This window comes from Ulvibacter sp. 2210JD10-4 (assembly GCF_058148525.1).
The window spans coordinates 484,812-500,389 of sequence record NZ_JBYVJZ010000002.1 but is presented as its reverse complement, the minus strand read 5'-3'; the positions used below and the strand labels follow the sequence as shown (position 1 = coordinate 500,389).

The window sequence follows — 15,578 nt, the reverse complement described above, 5'->3', positions numbered from 1 at the left end:
ACCTCTTTTTACCTAAACAATATGCGAATGAAATTCGAATTGAACTCCTTTTTACAAATCTATTTTGGTGTACCTTTGCTATAAAACTTAATGTGCAATACATAGAACGACACACAGAAACCTTAGATTGGATCACACTGTTATTAGTGTGTTGTTTTGTATTGCTTGCCTTTGCAAAATATTTATATCCTAAACGGTTTGAGGAATTTATATTGTTGCCTATTACCAATAAATATTTTTTGGTGCAAGGCAGGAATGATGAAATACAACATCCTTTTAATATATTATTATTTGCTTCTCAAGTAATCTCAGTTTCATTATTCATTTACCTTATCATAAAAAAAATCGACCCTGAAATACCAAAAAACAATGCATGGTTATTCGTTCAAATTTCTACAGGTTATATTGTCTTTGTATTTATAAAATTCTCAATTGAGAAGATTATTGGTGCTATTTTCTCTATTGACTCACTTATAAATAGTTATTTATATCATAAATTAAGTTACAGAAACCTCATGGCAATACTTTTTTTTGTTGGAAATCTTATCTTTTTTTACGTCCTGAATCCTTCACTTAATCTATTGTTTATCTTTGTTTCGGTCATTTTATTGCTAAACGGTATTGCACTGTTTTACAGTTATAAAACAAATGGAAACCTAATTTTAGGTAATTTCTTTTATTTTATTTTGTATCTTTGCGCTCTTGAAATTTCACCTTATATTATACTCTATAAAGCGTTATCATAGAAGGTAAATTTAATATGCTGCTTATGAAAGTGAAAACTATTTTAGTTTCTCAACCCGAACCTAAAGTTGAAAACTCTCCTTATTTCAATTTAATTGAAAAACAAAAAGTAAAGATAGATTTCAGGCCTTTTATTCATGTAGAAGGTGTTTCAGGGAAAGATGTGCGTTCTCAAAAGGTAGATCTTACCAATTATACAGCTATCATTTTAAATAGTAGAAATTCTGTTGATCACTTTTTCAGAATTGCTGACGAATTGCGTTTCAAAGTGCCGGATACAATGAAGTATTTTTGCCAAAGTGAAGCTGTAGCATTTTATCTTCAGAAATATGTGGTATACCGTAAAAGAAAAATATACGTAGGCAAAAGGACATTTACCGAACTTTCCCCCCTTATAAAGAAATATAAAACCGAGAAGTTTTTAATGCCTTCTTCAGATAAGTTAAAACCTGAAGTTCCTTCTGTATTAAACGATTTGGGCGTAAACTGGAAACAAGCTACTTTTTACAAAACTGTAGTAAGTGACCTATCCGATCTGCGTGACGTATATTATGATATTTTGGTTTTCTTTAGCCCAAGCGGAATAGAATCTTTACTTCAAAATTTTCCGAATTTCGAACAAAATGATACCCGTATTGCTGTTTTCGGAAACACCACTGTAAAAGCAGCTACAGAAAGTGGTTTACGTGTTGATATACAAGCACCCACTCCGGAAACACCATCAATGACCATGGCTTTGGAAAAATATATTAAAGAAGTCAATAAAAAATAATTTTTCAGTTGTATTGAAATAAAAAAAGCCTTCGAAATTTCCGAAGGCTTTTTTTATTTCAAACTTTTATTTATCCTACCTGCGGCGCACCTAGAAGAATTTCATTATTGGCATATTCTTCAAACTTTTTAAAATTGTCTTTAAAAGAAGTTGCCAATTCTTTTGCTTGAATATCGTACGCTTTCTTGTTCTTCCAGGTTTCTTTAGGATTTAACACTTCAGTTGGAACATTAGGGCATTCCTGTGGAACATTCAACCGAAAGATTGGGTGTTGCTCGTATGGTACATTATCCAGTTCGCCATCAAGTGCAGCTGTGATCATAGCACGAGTGTATTTAAGTTTCATTCGGGTCCCTACACCATAAGGACCTCCTGTCCATCCTGTATTGATCAACCATACATTTACTCCGGCCTCTTTCATTTTAGCACTTAACATTTCAGCATATTTTGTAGGGTGCAACGGCATAAACGGCGCTCCAAAACAAGCCGAGAAACTTGGTAATGGTTCGTTGACCCCTTCTTCGGTCCCAGCAACTTTGGCAGTATATCCACTAATAAAATGGTATGCTGCTTGTCCTGGTGTTAATTTTGAAATAGGAGGCAAAACACCAAAAGCATCCGCCGTTAAAAAGAAGATGTTTTTAGGGTTTTCTCCTATAGAGGGCTCCTGAATATTTTCTATATGATAAATAGGGTAGCTTACACGTGTATTTTGTGTAATGGAAGTATCGGCAAAATCCACTTCGCCATTTTCGTCCATAACTACATTTTCCAAAATAGCTCCGGGTTTGATCGCATGATAAATATCCGGTTCGTTTTCTTCAGAAAGATTGATCACTTTTGCATAACAACCTCCTTCAAAATTAAAGATGGTATTCTCAGCAGTCCATCCATGCTCATCGTCTCCAATTAATTTACGGTTTGGGTCTGCAGAGAGCGTGGTTTTACCAGTTCCGGACAGACCAAAGAATATAGCCGTTTCCCCGTTCTCGCCTACATTGGCAGAACAGTGCATTGGCATTGTGTTTTTATCTACCGGAAGTATAAAATTAAGTGCGGAAAAAATTCCTTTTTTAATCTCTCCGGTATATCCCGTACCTCCTATTAAAGCTATTTTTTTTGTAAAATTTAAAATAGCAAAATTGTGTTGCCGTGTACCATCTACTTCAGGGTCTGCCATAAACCCGGGGGCATTTACAACAAGCCATTCCGGATCAAAGTCTTCTAATTCTTCTTCTGTCGGGCGTAAAAACATGTTATAGGAAAACATGTTAGACCAGGGATATTCATTAATAACACGTATGTTTAAACGATAGTCATCATTGGCACAGGCATAGCTGTCCCGAACGTAAATTTCTTTTTCAGAAAGATAATCAACTACTTTTTCATATAAAACATCAAACATATCCGTTGGAAACGGAATGTTGATATTTCCCCACCATATTTTATCACGAGTAATATCATCTTTTACTATAAACCGATCTTTAGGAGATCTTCCCGTAAATTCACCGGTATTTACTGCAAGTGCCCCACTGCTTGCTTCCTTTCCTTGTCCTTTTCGTAATGTCTCGTTGTGAAGTTCTTGAGAAGATAATTGATAATTAACTTTTGCATTCTTGATTCCATAAGAGTCTAACGAAATCGATTTTGCAGTTTGGTTTTTATCGACCATAACTAGTTTTAATTGTTGTGGCTACAAAAATAATAAATCTAACAGAGATAAAATGGTTAAAAAAGTATAATTATCCCTACTTAATTGTTAATAAACCATAGACCAAGCGTAACCACCCAACGATAAAGAGTATACCCCCAATTGGAGTTACAGGGCCTAAGAAAGAAACACTAAAAGGCAGTACGGTTTTTAAGGCTAATAGGTATATTGAGCCTGAAAAGAATAGTATTCCCATGAGAAAAAACCAAAACACCCATTTTCTGGTTTTGGAAGGAATCCCCGTTGCAAAACCAATCACTAAAAGTGCCAGTGCATGATACATTTGATACCGCACTCCGGTTTCAAAAGAGCTAAGCGCCTGTGCGTCTACAAGTTCTTTTAACCCATGCGCCCCAAATGCCCCAATTGCAATAGTAACAGCAGCTAATAACGAAGCCGTCACCACAATTTTTTTATCAAAATTCCTCATGAATTACACTTACAATTAGTACTTTCGTCTTGTTAAACACTACTGCTACAAAGCTAGTAAAAAACCTACGGATGAGAAACATTTTGATAATTGGAGCAGGCCGTTCTGCTATAAGTTTGATTCAATATTTAATTGACAGAGCTGAAGCTGAAGAACTATTTATCACCATTGGTGATATTTCTGTACAAAATGCCCAGAAGTTCAATGAAAAACACCCCAATGTCCGTGGAATTGTACTTGATGTATTTAACGAATCTCAGCGAAAAAATGCCATTTCCAATAGTGACTTGGTAATCTCGATGCTTCCGGCACGTTTTCATATTGAAGTGGCAAAGGACTGCATAGAATTTGGCAAACACCTGGTGACAGCTTCTTACGTAAGTGATCAAATGCAGCTTCTAGACAAAAAAGCCAAAGCCAAAGGACTGGTGTTTATGAATGAAATAGGTCTTGACCCCGGGATTGATCATATGAGTGCAATACAAGTGATTGACCGTATACGGGAGAATGGTGGGAAGATGTTACTTTTCGAATCCTTTACGGGTGGATTGATCGCACCGGAAAATGATGATAACCTTTGGCATTATAAATTCACATGGAATCCCCGAAATGTAGTTTTAGCAGGACAAGGCGGTGCTGCAGAATTTATTCAGGAAGGAACCTATAAATATATTCCATACCACAGGCTGTTCAGAAGAACAGAATTTCTGGAAATTGAAGGCTATGGAAAATTTGAAGCTTACGCCAATAGAAATTCATTGAAATATAGAAAAGTATACGGCCTGGAAGATATTTTAACTTTGTATCGTGGAACCATTCGCCGGGTAGGTTTTAGCAAAGCATGGAATATGTTTGTCCAGTTGGGAATGACAGATGACAGTTATACTATACCGGATTCTGAAAACCTTTCATACAGGGATTTCATCAATCTTTTCTTGCCGTATTCTCCAACTGATTCTGTAGAATTGAAATTGCGCCATAGTTTAAAAATTGATCAGGATGACCTTATGTGGGGAAAATTGTTAGAACTTGATATTTTTAATACCGAAAAGAAAATTGGTATTAAAGATGCATCTCCGGCTAAGGCACTTCAGAAAATACTAATGGATAAATGGACCCTCGCCGAAGAAGATAAAGATATGATCGTCATGTATCATAAATTTGGCTACGAATTAAATGGTGAAAAAAAACAAATAGACAGTAATATGGTCATTAAAGGTAGTAACCAAACACACACTGCTATGGCAAAGACCGTTGGGCTGCCAGTTGCTATTGCTGCTTTAAAGATCCTGAATGGAGAAATTACCACTCCCGGAGTACAAATTCCTATTGCCAAAGAAGTGTATGAGCCCATTTTGAAAGAATTGGAGTCCTTCGGAATTACTTTCAAAGAAAACCAAGTGCCTTATTTGGGCTATAACCCTGACAATGTAGAAGGATAACCGAAAACTTTTAGTTTTATTGATTTACCTCCTGCCTAAGAAGATACTTACAAAATATAGCAAAGTTGCTAATGAACCCAATGCTGAAACCACATAGGTTCTGGCTGCCCACTTTAAAGCGTCTTTCGCTCCCGCATACTCCTGCTGAGTCACCATATTTTCACGCTGCAACCAAACTAAGGCCCTTTTGCTGGCATCAAACTCTACAGGAAGCGTAATAAATGTAAATAAGGTTGTCATAGCAAATAACAGAATCCCAACTAAGAAAATGGAATTCCCAATAAACGATCCCGTTACAGAAAGCACCAATCCAGCCATGATTACAAAGTTGGAAAGCTTACTTGAGATATTTACTGCCGGAACTATTGCCGAACGCATTTTTAACCAGCTATATGCGGTAGCATGCTGTACAGCATGTCCGCATTCATGTGCAGCAACCGCAGCAGCTGCAGCATTACGTTGCATATAGACCGGTTCACTAAGATTAACTGTTTTAGTTGCCGGATTGTAATGGTCTGTTAATTGCCCTGCAACCGATATCACTTTCACATCATGTATACCATTGTCGCTTAGCATTTTTTCGGCAACCTCTTTACCGCTCATTCCATTTTGAAGATGAATTTGAGAATATTTTTTGAACTTGCTTTTTAGCTTATTGCTAACATACATGCTCACCAAAAAGATAATTCCTGCCAGTATATAATATCCAATCATAACTATTGTCCCGTAAAAACGGGTGTCTTTTTAAATGTTACTAAATTATCTTAAACACAGCAAATACTATGCAAAAAGTTTAGCCAACAATATTTACAATCTTTCCGGGAACAATAATCACCTTTTTAGGCGTACGACCCTCCAAATAATGGGCTGTCTTCTCATGTGACATCACGGCAGTCTCTATGTCATCTTTAGACATGTCAAGAGGCAATTCCATCGTGAAACGCATTTTTCCATTAAAAGAAATGGGATATTCTTTAGTACTTTCCACCAAATGACCTTCATCAAACTTCGGAAAAGGAGTAGCTGAGATGCTTTCTGAATACCCTAATCTATTCCATAATTCTTCAGCAATATGTGGCGCATAGGGTGAAATTAGGATTGCCAGCGGTTCCAGAATTTCCCGGTTGTCACATTTTTGAGCGGTCAGCTCATTAACAGCGATCATAAAGCTGGAGACCGAAGTATTAAAACTAAAGTTCTCAATATCCTCTTCCACTTTCTTAATGGTCTTGTGCAAGGTTTTTAAGCTGTCTTTAGCTGCCTTTTCTTCTGAAACATTAAAACTTTCATCTGCTCCGGTATGGTATAATTTCCATAGCTTTTTTAAGAAAGAATGTACTCCGGTGATTCCGGCAGTATTCCAGGGTTTTGCCTGCTCCAGCGGGCCTAAGAACATTTCATACAGACGTAGTGTATCTGCTCCATATTGCTCACAAATATCATCGGGATTCACCACGTTATATTTGGACTTGGACATTTTTTCAGCTTCACGTGAAACTTTAAAAAAACCATCATCCTCAGTGATAAATTCAGCGTCTTTATATTCCAGACGCCATTTTTTAAAGGCTTCTATATCTAATTCATTAGAGGCATTCACTAAAGAGACATTTGCATGAACTTGTATCGCATCACAATAGACCTTATTAAAATCATCTCTTCCAATAAATCCTCGTTTCAGCAAATAATTTCTTATCGTTTCATTAAATGTATCATCATGGCTACACTCGTAAGTATTACCATAATCAGTATTTAATTTACTTTTTGTTATAAATAATTCGTTCGGTAAACTTTTCAGAAACTCTGTATCAATATCAAAAACACGGTCTCTTTCACAGCCATTCGCATAGATCACCTTATATACAAAAGCACTCTCCCCAAGAATCATCCCCTGGTTGATGAGTTTCTTAAAAGGTTCATCCACATGTAAAACCCCACGGTCGTACAAGAATTTCACCCAAAAGCGACTATAGAGCAAGTGACCCGTAGCATGTTCACTTCCTCCCACATAGAGGTCTACATTTCCCCAATAGTCCATCGCTGCTTTGGAAGCAAGTTCATTATTGTTATGAGGGTCCATATACCGGAACATATAACAACTGCTTCCTGCCCAGCCCGGCATGGTATTCAATTCTAAAGGAAAGATGGTTTTATTGTCTATTTTATGGTTAGGGACCACTTCATTTTTCTCTGTATCCCAGGCCCATACATCCGCTCGTCCCAAAGGAGGCTCCCCATCTTCGGTAGGTAGGTATTTTTCTACTTCCGGAAGCATTAAAGGTAAATGCTCCGTGGCGATCATTTTGGGTAATTTGTTTTCATAGTACACAGGGAACGGCTCTCCCCAGTAACGTTGTCTTGAAAATACAGCATCTCGCAAGCGATAATTTATTTTCCCTTTGCCAATTCCTTTTTCTTCTAAAGCATCTATCACCTTTTGAGTTGCTTCGGTGTAGTTAAAGCCATTTAAGAAATCGCTATTAGCGATAATTGTATTGTCCTTATCGGCATAAGCTTCTTCAGAAATATCTATTTCTTCAAAAATATTTGGGATAGGAATATTAAAATGTGTTGCAAAGTCATAATCCCTTTGGTCACCACAAGGTACACTCATTACAGCTCCTGTTCCATAACTTGCCAACACATAATCTCCTATCCAGATGGGAACATCTTCACCGGTAAAAGGATGTACAGCATAAGCGCCTGTAAAGACACCGCTAATGCTCTTTACATCTGCCATACGTTCTCGTTCACTTCGTTTTGCTGTAGCTTCAATATATTTTGAGACCTCAAAACGCTGTTCCATGGTTGTAATTCTATCTACAAGTTCATGTTCCGGTGCCAAGGTCATAAAACTGGCTCCAAAAATGGTATCGGGGCGTGTGGTAAAAACCTCAATGCTTCCATCATGGTCTTTCAGTTTAAAATGTACCAATGCTCCTTTGGAACGTCCTATCCAATTGGTTTGTGAATCCTTCAGTGGTTGTGGCCAGTCTATAGTATCAAGTCCGTCCAGTAAACGTTGTGCATAAGCAGTAATTCGCATACTCCATTGCATCATTCGTTTTCGGACCACCGGATAGCCTCCACGCTCGGAAACACCATTCACAATTTCGTCGTTTGCTAATACGGTCCCCAGTTGCGGACACCAATTCACTTCGGTTTCAGCCAGGTATGCCAACCTGTATTTAAGTAATTTCTTTTCTTTTCGTTTTTCGGAAAAGGAATTCCATTCTTCCGCAGTAAAAACAGGGATATCGACTTCACATTCTGCGTTGATACTTTCATTCCCCTGTTCAGAAAACACTTTGACCAATTCGGAAATTGGAAAAGCTTTTTCATGTCTTTTGCAATACCAGCTTTCAAATAATTGAATAAATATCCACTGTGTCCACTTATAATAATTGGGGTCTGAAGTACGTACCTCTCTGCTCCAATCGAAGGAAAATCCAATTCTGTCAAGTTGCTCACGGTAGCGGGTGATGTTTTCTTCGGTAGTTCTTCGAGGATGCTGCCCGGTTTGAATAGCATATTGCTCTGCCGGCAGTCCAAACGAATCGTATCCTTGCGGGTGTAAGACATTATAACCTTTGTGGCGTTTATAACGAGCATAAATATCACTTGCAATATATCCTAGCGGGTGTCCTACATGCAGCCCTGCACCAGACGGGTACGGAAACATATCCAGTACATAGTACTTAGGCTTTTCACTTTGATCCTCAGCTTCAAAAGTTCCGTTCTCAGCCCAGTAGTCCTGCCAGAATTTTTCTATGGTGTTGAAATGATATTTACTCATTGCTTATTTTCTAAGAAAAGCAAATTTAAGATTTCTTAGAAGAAGTAAAACCTAATTATCATTAAAAAAAGGGATATGCTAATTTTTAGAAATTTTACAGGCTTTCTTTGGTAATGTAGGAGATTGGCGCTTTTAAAAAATGATGTATTTCAAATGCTGATTACTAGTTAATTATGATAATTGCAGGGAAGTGTTTAAAATTTGACATCCAAATCAAGCCTAACTCTACTCCCATTTTCCTTTGCTGTTCCCAAAGGAATAAGTTGTTCAACAAAATAATACTTCATTTTTAAGCTTATTTTTTTATCAATTTTATATCCTGCAACAAGCTCAATTCCATTAAAGTTGGTTAGTCTTCCATCTGGCGACCCAAATGAAGAATAGTCCCATCTTGCCCAATCATTTTGAGCAAGGAAGTCAACTGCAGAAAATTGTTGAAGTTTTGCATAACTTGTACTAAACAACCAATCTCCTTTTTTCTTTAAAGTTCCGTATTTTAAACCTAAGACCCATCCGAATTTTTGGCCTTTAAATTTGTTGGGTATGGAATCGTTCTTGTTATAATCTTGTAGATTTCTGTAGTAATCTAATTCAATATTCAAGGGTTTATTATTTAGAACCTTAAATTTTGTGCCTAGATGTAGTATAGAATAATCAAGTAAGAATGTATCATTACCATCAGGTATATTAGGGATATTCTTAAATAAGTACAGCGAAGGAAACAGGACCAATCGTTTATTTAAAAAAGAAGTGGAAATTTGATAACCTTGAAAATAAGAGTCCTTATTTAAAGATCTATTAGAAGTAGCTATAATGTAATGGCCTCCTCTAAAGATGAAGGAATCAATAATGTTTGAGTTTATTCCGAAGCTTTTTTCAAGAGAAATTCCCTCCGGATACACATTGTCACTCCAAAAGAGTTCATTACTTTTTTCGAAAGGAAAAGTATTCTTGCCAACCCAAAATTTGAATGTATTCCAATTACCTTGAAAATATGCTTTCTCTATACCAATGGACAACGTCCCAAATTCTTTAAATCCATCTCCAAGTGTTAATTGTGGGTCTTGTTGCTTACGGGGATTACCCGTTCTTAATCTAAATCCTGTTTCATACCACTTAGCTCCATATTTAACACCCGCCCTCAATCTGTAGCGAAGTCTGGTTCTATCGTCTCTGAACGTACCGTCAGATTTTTTCGAGTTCCAGTCTTGCTCAACGCGAAACCGAAAATCCAAATCAAAAATTAGTTTAGATTTAAGAGAATCCGTTTGAGCTAATATAGTTACGGGAACAATTAGAAATATCAGAATAAATAGTAGTTTTCTCAAATTGCAGTCAACTGGTTTATATACGCATAAAATATACATATATTCTCCCGATTGAGTCATATATGAATGGGATTATTGTCCGCTACGTGTTTTAAATTAGGGCATCAGGGAAATATCTGGAACTTCAGAATCTATACAATTGCAATTCTTTAATTATCGGAAAGGCTATAATTCATGTACAGCACAAACTACCTATAGTAATTATTTATATATCAATACAAAGACTGTTTGGAAATGTGAGATTATCCTATGCAGACAATAATCAGGATTAGAATATTAATGTTTCCAATAAAATTATTGAGGAATTCTACCATTATATTTAACCGTCTCGCCAGAGCCTAATTTCCTTAATGTTAAAAATCTCAAAAAGAAAAATCGCCTGGAATTTTTTTCTAAACGACTTCATTATTTTTTGAAGCCCAATGCTAAATACACCATATCCTTATAACTTCGACCAATAGGTAAATGTTTACCCTGTATTTCAATTTCATTAGCATCTATAAATTCAATTTTTGATTTTTGTATTATGAATGAACGATGAATACGAATAAAGTTATTTGGTAATTTTTTTTCTAATTCACTAATAGTAATACGAGTGTAAATTGTTTTGGCTTCTGTAACTATTTTTACATTTTCTCTTTGACTTTCAATATATAATATTGAATTGAGGTCTACTTTTGCTTTCCGTTTGTTGACTGTAAAAAATAAGCTTTGGTTTGTTAAATTGTCTTCGTGATTCGGGGTATAGCTATTTGGTTGGCCCATCATTTTTTGTATCGCAATCATAAACCGGCCAAACTCAATAGGCTTTAAAAGATAATCCAAGACCTGATAATTATAGCTTTCTAAAGCAAACTCATGGTATGCTGTAGTTATGATTACTTTTGGTGGCTTCTTTAGAGCACCTAAGAACTCTAAACCAGTTAATTTTGGGAGATGAATGTCAAGAAAAATTAAATCAATTTTTTTCTTGTTCAAAACCTTCATTGCCGAAATAGCATCATTACATATTGCCTCCAGCTGCAAAAAATCAACCTGACAAATAAAATCTTTAAGAACGTCTACTGCCAATGGTTCGTCTTCTATAATAATGCATTTAATGTTCATACTCCCTGATTTAAATCCAGAAAAATTTCAGCCAAAAACTTTTTCCCGTGTTTCCTTGTTTCAAGATGATATTTTGGATACATCAATTCAAGTTGGCGCTTCAGATTTTTGAGTCCAATTCCATCCTCTTTATCAATATTTTGGTAATTAGGGTCAAAAGAGTTTTCAACCTTAAATGTTAATTTATTCTTCCGTACAATTAATTCAATATATATATAGGATCTATTTGTTGAATGATACACACCATGTTTAAAAGCATTTTCAACAAAAGGCATTAAAAGAAGTGGTTTAATTTTAGCATTGTAATCGTCTATTTGATTCTTAAAAACAATTTCAAGGCGGTCATCATATCTAATTTTATGTAGTTCAACATAATTTTTTAAAAAATCCAATTCCTTCTCAACATAAATGTATTGATTCTTGCTTTCATATAAAACAAAACGTAAGAGATTTGAAAGCTTAACAACCACTTCTGGTGTCTTTTCCGATTTTTTTCGAGCAAGCGAATAGATATTATTGAGGGTATTGAAGAGAAAATGTGGGTTAATTTGTGATTTTAAAAAGTTAAGTTCGGTCTTAAGTTTCTCTTTTATTAGAAATTGCTCCCTTTCTCTTTGTCTTTGAGCATTAGACATTAGTTTAAGAGAAATCGCCAAACAAGCAATGAAAATTTTATCCATAAATGAATTTATAACACCCTGATAAGCAAAAGTTTCTTCAATATCAAAATTCACATAAAGTGTTGGAGATAAAATATATACAATTATGATTTGAGCAATTGCAGTAAACAAAATAAGAACAAAACTAAGCGATAAAACTAACTGCCAAATATTTACTTTCTTGGATGAATACTTTGAAAGTATAAAAAACATGATATATACCATCGGTAGTTTGATGGCCAACAACATTAAAGTTTCTGCTTTAAACGAAATAGAAAATGCCTCTGAGACAGATAAGTTGTATTTGTTAACAAACCATAAAAGATCAGCATATACTTCAAACGCATGGTATGCCAACCAGAAAAGAAAATGCTTTACCCATCGTTTCCGCATATTACAAAAATACATCTTTAACAGTTACCCTTTTAAAAGTACTATCAAAGACCTATTTAAATGCACAAACAACACCATTTTACAGACAAATAGAAAAAACTCCTTTAGAAGCAATTAAACAGTCTTCTATGGCAACCCGAATTACTTCTGCAACATAGGAAAAGATCGGTGATTCATTTGATATAAGTTTGAATATAAAATCAAAAAAATGAAGTATCTGTTTTATTTCTTAATTGTTGTCTTATCATCACAAATTTCTAAAGCACAATGGGCCACAGGTTCAGATATCCCTGAACGTATTCGAGCCGGTCAAACAGCTTCTTATATTAAAGATGGAGAAGGTTTCCTATTAATCACATCCGGAAGAAATCAGGATGAAATCATAACTACTACAACTCAAAAATATCAATTAAGCACTAATTCCTGGAGTACTTTAGCGCCACACCCTACCCCATTATTGGGAGGCGCTACTGCAATTTTGAAGGATACACTTTATACTATTGGCGGGCTAACAACCACTCCGGGAAGCCCTATCAACACAGTTCGAAAGTACAATATTGAAACTAATAACTGGTCACAAGCAGCTAATTTCCCAAGAACTATTGTAGATGCTAAGGCAGTAGTATACCAAGACAGTCTTATCTATGTTATTGGCGGATACCAACACAAAACTTATTTGTACAATAGCACCTATGATCATTGGCGAGAAGCAACCCCTGTATCTCCATCTTGAAATGGTCTTAACTGGGGAGGGTTTACAATACATAACAACAAACTTATTTATGTATGCGGGAGTGATGGCTTTCTATCACCAAATTATTGGAATACCGTTAAGGTTGGAACAATAGACCCTAATGACAGATCAATTATTACCTGGACAGACGCCACACCATTTCCCGGGGAAACGAGAACCTTTTTTAATGCACATCCATGGAAAGACGGCATTATTATGACTGGCGGGAGTACAGATAATACTTTCGATACTTTCTCAAATGAAACCTATTTTTATAACCCAGATACCGATGTATGGATACAACTGCCATCAAAGCCTACTGCATGGCTAACAGGGAATAGTGGAAGCATCTTAATTGATGATAATTCTAAATTAATATGTGCTTCTGGTTTCCAAACAGAATATCTTTTTGAAACCGAAATATTTTCTCAAGAAGGTAGCCTGGGAATAAACGACATCACCGAGAGTTTTTGCGAGTTAGAAAAATTTAAAATCATTTCAGGTAATTTATTGCAAATCGTCTTTTGCGTTTCAAAGCCCGGACCTATAGAACTCACCATTAGGGATGTACGAGGGCGTATCATAGAAAAAACAAATCGTAATGTAAGTATACCCGGCAGTCACAGTTTTTCAATTAAAGATTTTGATGTGCCAAATGGAATATATTTTTGCACACTTTCTCAAAATGGCAGTTACAAGACAAAGAAAATGCTAATTTCAAATTAGAAAGAGTAATCTCCCAAAAAAGAACATTAAGGAAATATCCGGAACTGTAGGGTCTATGTAATTACAGTTCTTCAATCTCTCGGAAAACTATATAGAACCTACATGGTATAGTGCATCCAGATCGATAAATTTGTAACAAAATCATTAAATTACTAATACCAAAAAATTATATAATCCAAATCCAACCATTTTACAACATTATGAAAACTTTAAACGTTGTTATGTATCAGGTATAAATTTCATTGTATTTTTACACAACCAATTAAGACATTTTATGGCATCTTCTTTTGAAAAATACCAAAAGCGCAGGTTGATCTCTTCATACTTCTCAGTAGTTATCAGTATTTCTTTGGTTCTTTTTTTATTGGGATTGCTGGGATTATTGGTGCTAAATACAAAAAAAGTTGCCGATCATTTTAAAGAAAAGATAGCTCTAACTGTCTATTTAAAAGATAATGCCAAAGAGGTTGAAATCACCCAACTAAAACAAAGCCTCGCCTTAGCTGAGTATACAAAATCTGCTGAATTCATCTCTAAAGAACAAGCCGCCGAAGAGCATACAGCAACTATCGGAGAGAATTTCATGGAGTTTCTGGGTTACAATCCACTACAGAACAGTATAGATGTATATTTACTGGCAGATTATGTGTCTCCTTCAAAATTGGAAGAGGTCACAAATGAAATTATTACCAAGGATTTTGTTGATGAAGTGGTTTACGATAAACCGTTGATCGCTTTACTTAACGACAACGTAAAAAAAATTAGCCTTTGGGTTTTGGTCATTAGCGGATTGTTCACCTTTATAGCCGTATTGTTGATCAATAGTTCCATACGCCTCTCGGTATATGCCAAACGATTTACAATAAAAACAATGCAAATGGTAGGTGCTACCAAACGCTTTATAAGACGCCCTTTTATTTGGAAAAGTATTCGCTTAGGAATGATAGGTGCTATTTTAGCAATGATAGGAATGGGAGCCGTATTATATTACCTCAACATAAGTTTCCCTGAATTACAGTTACTAAACGATAAGCTTTTGTTGGGAATATTGTTTTTGTTCATCTTTTTTATGGGATTGGTCATTACGTGGATCAGTACTTTTTTTGCGACACAACGTTTCTTAAACTTAAGAACCGATGAGCTCTACTATTAAAAATATCTGCCTATTATTTGTCTCGGTTTTTTTACTGAAAAGCTGTATTATTCAAAACCCAAAACCAGAAAAATGTGAGGTAAAAGAAGTGACTGTGGCCAAGGTCTATGAAGGAAGCTCAAAAGATATCGTGCTTGACGATACTAATAATACTTATTATATCAATCGTGGCTTAGAACAAGGGCTTGCCATTAAAGATCTGCAGAGCCGTATTTTAAATAAAAAAGCTACCTTGCACCTGGCAAAAACAATGGTCGGAACATCAAGGCATATTGCACAGCTAAAGGTTAATGATTCTATTTTTTATACCGAATTTAAGTAACTATGGGAGAGAAAAAAAGAAAGGAAGAAGCGAAAAAAAAGCATTTTATTTTTGAAAGGAAGAACTATAAATTCATGCTTATTGGTATTGCGTTTATCACTTTGGGCTTTATTCTAATGACCGGAGGAGGAAGCGATGACCCTGCTGTTTTTAATCCTGAGATTTACAGTTGGAGGCGTATTCGTTTAGCTCCTGCTCTTATTTTAATTGGTTTTGGCATTGAAGTGTATGCCATCTTATTAAACCCACACAAGAAAAAATAATC

General features: G+C 35.6%; 16 protein-coding genes. 9 read left to right on the top strand and 7 right to left on the bottom strand.

Going from position 1 to position 15,578, the window contains the following annotated elements:
* Positions 1-92 precede the first annotated feature (92 nt).
* Together ACY2RT_RS07910 and ACY2RT_RS07905 are read left to right on the top strand one after the other, a co-directional pair.
* On the top strand, positions 93-746 hold the full coding sequence (locus ACY2RT_RS07910; protein WP_490155364.1) for a DUF4271 domain-containing protein: 654 nt from the start codon (positions 93-95) through the stop codon (positions 744-746).
* Between the two features lie 23 nt (positions 747-769).
* Positions 770-1,516, top strand: coding sequence for a uroporphyrinogen-III synthase (locus ACY2RT_RS07905; protein WP_490155363.1), 747 nt, complete (start codon positions 770-772; stop codon positions 1,514-1,516).
* A gap of 70 nt (positions 1,517-1,586) precedes the next feature.
* On the opposite strand, the gene pckA is transcribed toward ACY2RT_RS07905, so the two are convergent.
* The gene (gene pckA, locus ACY2RT_RS07900) at positions 1,587-3,188 is read right to left on the bottom strand and encodes a phosphoenolpyruvate carboxykinase (ATP) (RefSeq protein WP_490155362.1); all 1,602 of its coding nucleotides are present in this window, start codon (positions 3,186-3,188) and stop codon (positions 1,587-1,589) included.
* Positions 3,189-3,264: 76 nt separating this feature from the next.
* On the bottom strand, positions 3,265-3,657 hold the full coding sequence (locus ACY2RT_RS07895; RefSeq protein WP_490155361.1) for a DUF423 domain-containing protein: 393 nt from the start codon (positions 3,655-3,657) through the stop codon (positions 3,265-3,267).
* Between the two features lie 71 nt (positions 3,658-3,728).
* On the opposite strand from ACY2RT_RS07895, the gene ACY2RT_RS07890 reads away from it, so the two are divergent.
* Positions 3,729-5,099, top strand: a complete 1,371-nt coding sequence (locus ACY2RT_RS07890) for a saccharopine dehydrogenase family protein (RefSeq protein ID WP_490155360.1) — start codon at positions 3,729-3,731, stop codon at positions 5,097-5,099.
* A 24-nt stretch (positions 5,100-5,123) separates the two neighbouring features.
* Here the strand turns inward: ACY2RT_RS07890 and ACY2RT_RS07885 are convergent, their stop codons facing one another.
* The 5 genes from ACY2RT_RS07885 to ACY2RT_RS07865 form a co-directional block, all read right to left on the bottom strand.
* Positions 5,124-5,813 (bottom strand): zinc metallopeptidase, encoded by a 690-nt coding sequence (locus ACY2RT_RS07885; protein WP_490155359.1) that lies wholly within the window; start codon positions 5,811-5,813, stop codon positions 5,124-5,126.
* A 79-nt stretch (positions 5,814-5,892) separates the two neighbouring features.
* Positions 5,893-8,892 (bottom strand): leucine--tRNA ligase, encoded by a 3,000-nt coding sequence (locus ACY2RT_RS07880; protein WP_490155358.1) that lies wholly within the window; start codon positions 8,890-8,892, stop codon positions 5,893-5,895.
* A gap of 194 nt (positions 8,893-9,086) precedes the next feature.
* Positions 9,087-10,220, bottom strand: a complete 1,134-nt coding sequence (locus ACY2RT_RS07875; protein WP_490155357.1) for a putative porin — start codon at positions 10,218-10,220, stop codon at positions 9,087-9,089.
* A 405-nt stretch (positions 10,221-10,625) separates the two neighbouring features.
* Positions 10,626-11,327: a LytR/AlgR family response regulator transcription factor gene (locus tag ACY2RT_RS07870; protein ID WP_490155356.1), complete on the bottom strand. Its 702-nt coding sequence runs from the start codon at positions 11,325-11,327 to the stop codon at positions 10,626-10,628.
* Entirely contained in the window at positions 11,324-12,061 is a 738-nt protein-coding gene (locus ACY2RT_RS07865) for a sensor histidine kinase (protein ID WP_490155355.1), read from the bottom strand. The genes ACY2RT_RS07870 and ACY2RT_RS07865 overlap by 4 nt, the downstream gene beginning before the upstream one ends.
* Before the next feature lie 275 nt (positions 12,062-12,336).
* Here ACY2RT_RS07865 and ACY2RT_RS07860 point away from each other — a divergent pair, with 275 nt between their 5' ends.
* From ACY2RT_RS07860 to ACY2RT_RS07835, 6 genes are all read left to right on the top strand, one after another.
* Positions 12,337-12,537: a hypothetical protein gene (locus tag ACY2RT_RS07860; protein WP_490155354.1), complete on the top strand. Its 201-nt coding sequence runs from the start codon at positions 12,337-12,339 to the stop codon at positions 12,535-12,537.
* 50 nt (positions 12,538-12,587) lie between these two features.
* Positions 12,588-13,112, top strand: a complete 525-nt coding sequence (locus ACY2RT_RS07855) for a Kelch repeat-containing protein (RefSeq protein WP_490155353.1) — start codon at positions 12,588-12,590, stop codon at positions 13,110-13,112.
* Positions 13,113-13,328: 216 nt separating this feature from the next.
* The gene (locus ACY2RT_RS07850; protein WP_490155352.1) at positions 13,329-13,838 is read left to right on the top strand and encodes a T9SS type A sorting domain-containing protein; all 510 of its coding nucleotides are present in this window, start codon (positions 13,329-13,331) and stop codon (positions 13,836-13,838) included.
* 274 nt (positions 13,839-14,112) lie between these two features.
* The gene (locus ACY2RT_RS07845; protein WP_490155351.1) at positions 14,113-14,991 is read left to right on the top strand and encodes a cell division protein FtsX; all 879 of its coding nucleotides are present in this window, start codon (positions 14,113-14,115) and stop codon (positions 14,989-14,991) included.
* Positions 14,975-15,313 carry a hypothetical protein gene (locus ACY2RT_RS07840; protein WP_490155350.1) on the top strand — a complete coding sequence of 113 codons (339 nt, stop codon included), beginning with the start codon at positions 14,975-14,977 and terminating at the stop codon, positions 15,311-15,313. Before ACY2RT_RS07845 ends, ACY2RT_RS07840 begins: the two co-directional genes overlap by 17 nt.
* A 2-nt stretch (positions 15,314-15,315) precedes the next feature.
* Positions 15,316-15,576 carry a DUF3098 domain-containing protein gene (locus ACY2RT_RS07835; RefSeq protein ID WP_490155349.1) on the top strand — a complete coding sequence of 87 codons (261 nt, stop codon included), beginning with the start codon at positions 15,316-15,318 and terminating at the stop codon, positions 15,574-15,576.
* The last annotated feature ends 2 nt before the right edge of the window (positions 15,577-15,578 follow it).

Bases quoted from the DNA above. Each gene is read 5' to 3' on its own strand.
- ACY2RT_RS07895 (WP_490155361.1), bottom strand. From the start codon at position 3,657: ATGAGGAATTTTGATAAAAAAATTGTGGTGACGGCTTCGTTATTAGCT.
- ACY2RT_RS07905 (WP_490155363.1), top strand. From the start codon at position 770: ATGAAAGTGAAAACTATTTTAGTTTCTCAACCCGAACCTAAAGTTGAA.
- ACY2RT_RS07845 (WP_490155351.1), top strand. From the start codon at position 14,113: ATGGCATCTTCTTTTGAAAAATACCAAAAGCGCAGGTTGATCTCTTCA.
- pckA (WP_490155362.1), bottom strand. From the start codon at position 3,188: ATGGTCGATAAAAACCAAACTGCAAAATCGATTTCGTTAGACTCTTAT.
- ACY2RT_RS07860 (WP_490155354.1), top strand. From the start codon at position 12,337: ATGCCAACCAGAAAAGAAAATGCTTTACCCATCGTTTCCGCATATTAC.
- ACY2RT_RS07890 (WP_490155360.1), top strand. From the start codon at position 3,729: ATGAGAAACATTTTGATAATTGGAGCAGGCCGTTCTGCTATAAGTTTG.
- ACY2RT_RS07880 (WP_490155358.1), bottom strand. From the start codon at position 8,892: ATGAGTAAATATCATTTCAACACCATAGAAAAATTCTGGCAGGACTAC.
- ACY2RT_RS07835 (WP_490155349.1), top strand. From the start codon at position 15,316: ATGGGAGAGAAAAAAAGAAAGGAAGAAGCGAAAAAAAAGCATTTTATT.
- ACY2RT_RS07840 (WP_490155350.1), top strand. From the start codon at position 14,975: ATGAGCTCTACTATTAAAAATATCTGCCTATTATTTGTCTCGGTTTTT.
- ACY2RT_RS07850 (WP_490155352.1), top strand. From the start codon at position 13,329: ATGACTGGCGGGAGTACAGATAATACTTTCGATACTTTCTCAAATGAA.
- ACY2RT_RS07870 (WP_490155356.1), bottom strand. From the start codon at position 11,327: ATGAACATTAAATGCATTATTATAGAAGACGAACCATTGGCAGTAGAC.
- ACY2RT_RS07885 (WP_490155359.1), bottom strand. From the start codon at position 5,813: ATGATTGGATATTATATACTGGCAGGAATTATCTTTTTGGTGAGCATG.
- ACY2RT_RS07855 (WP_490155353.1), top strand. From the start codon at position 12,588: ATGAAGTATCTGTTTTATTTCTTAATTGTTGTCTTATCATCACAAATT.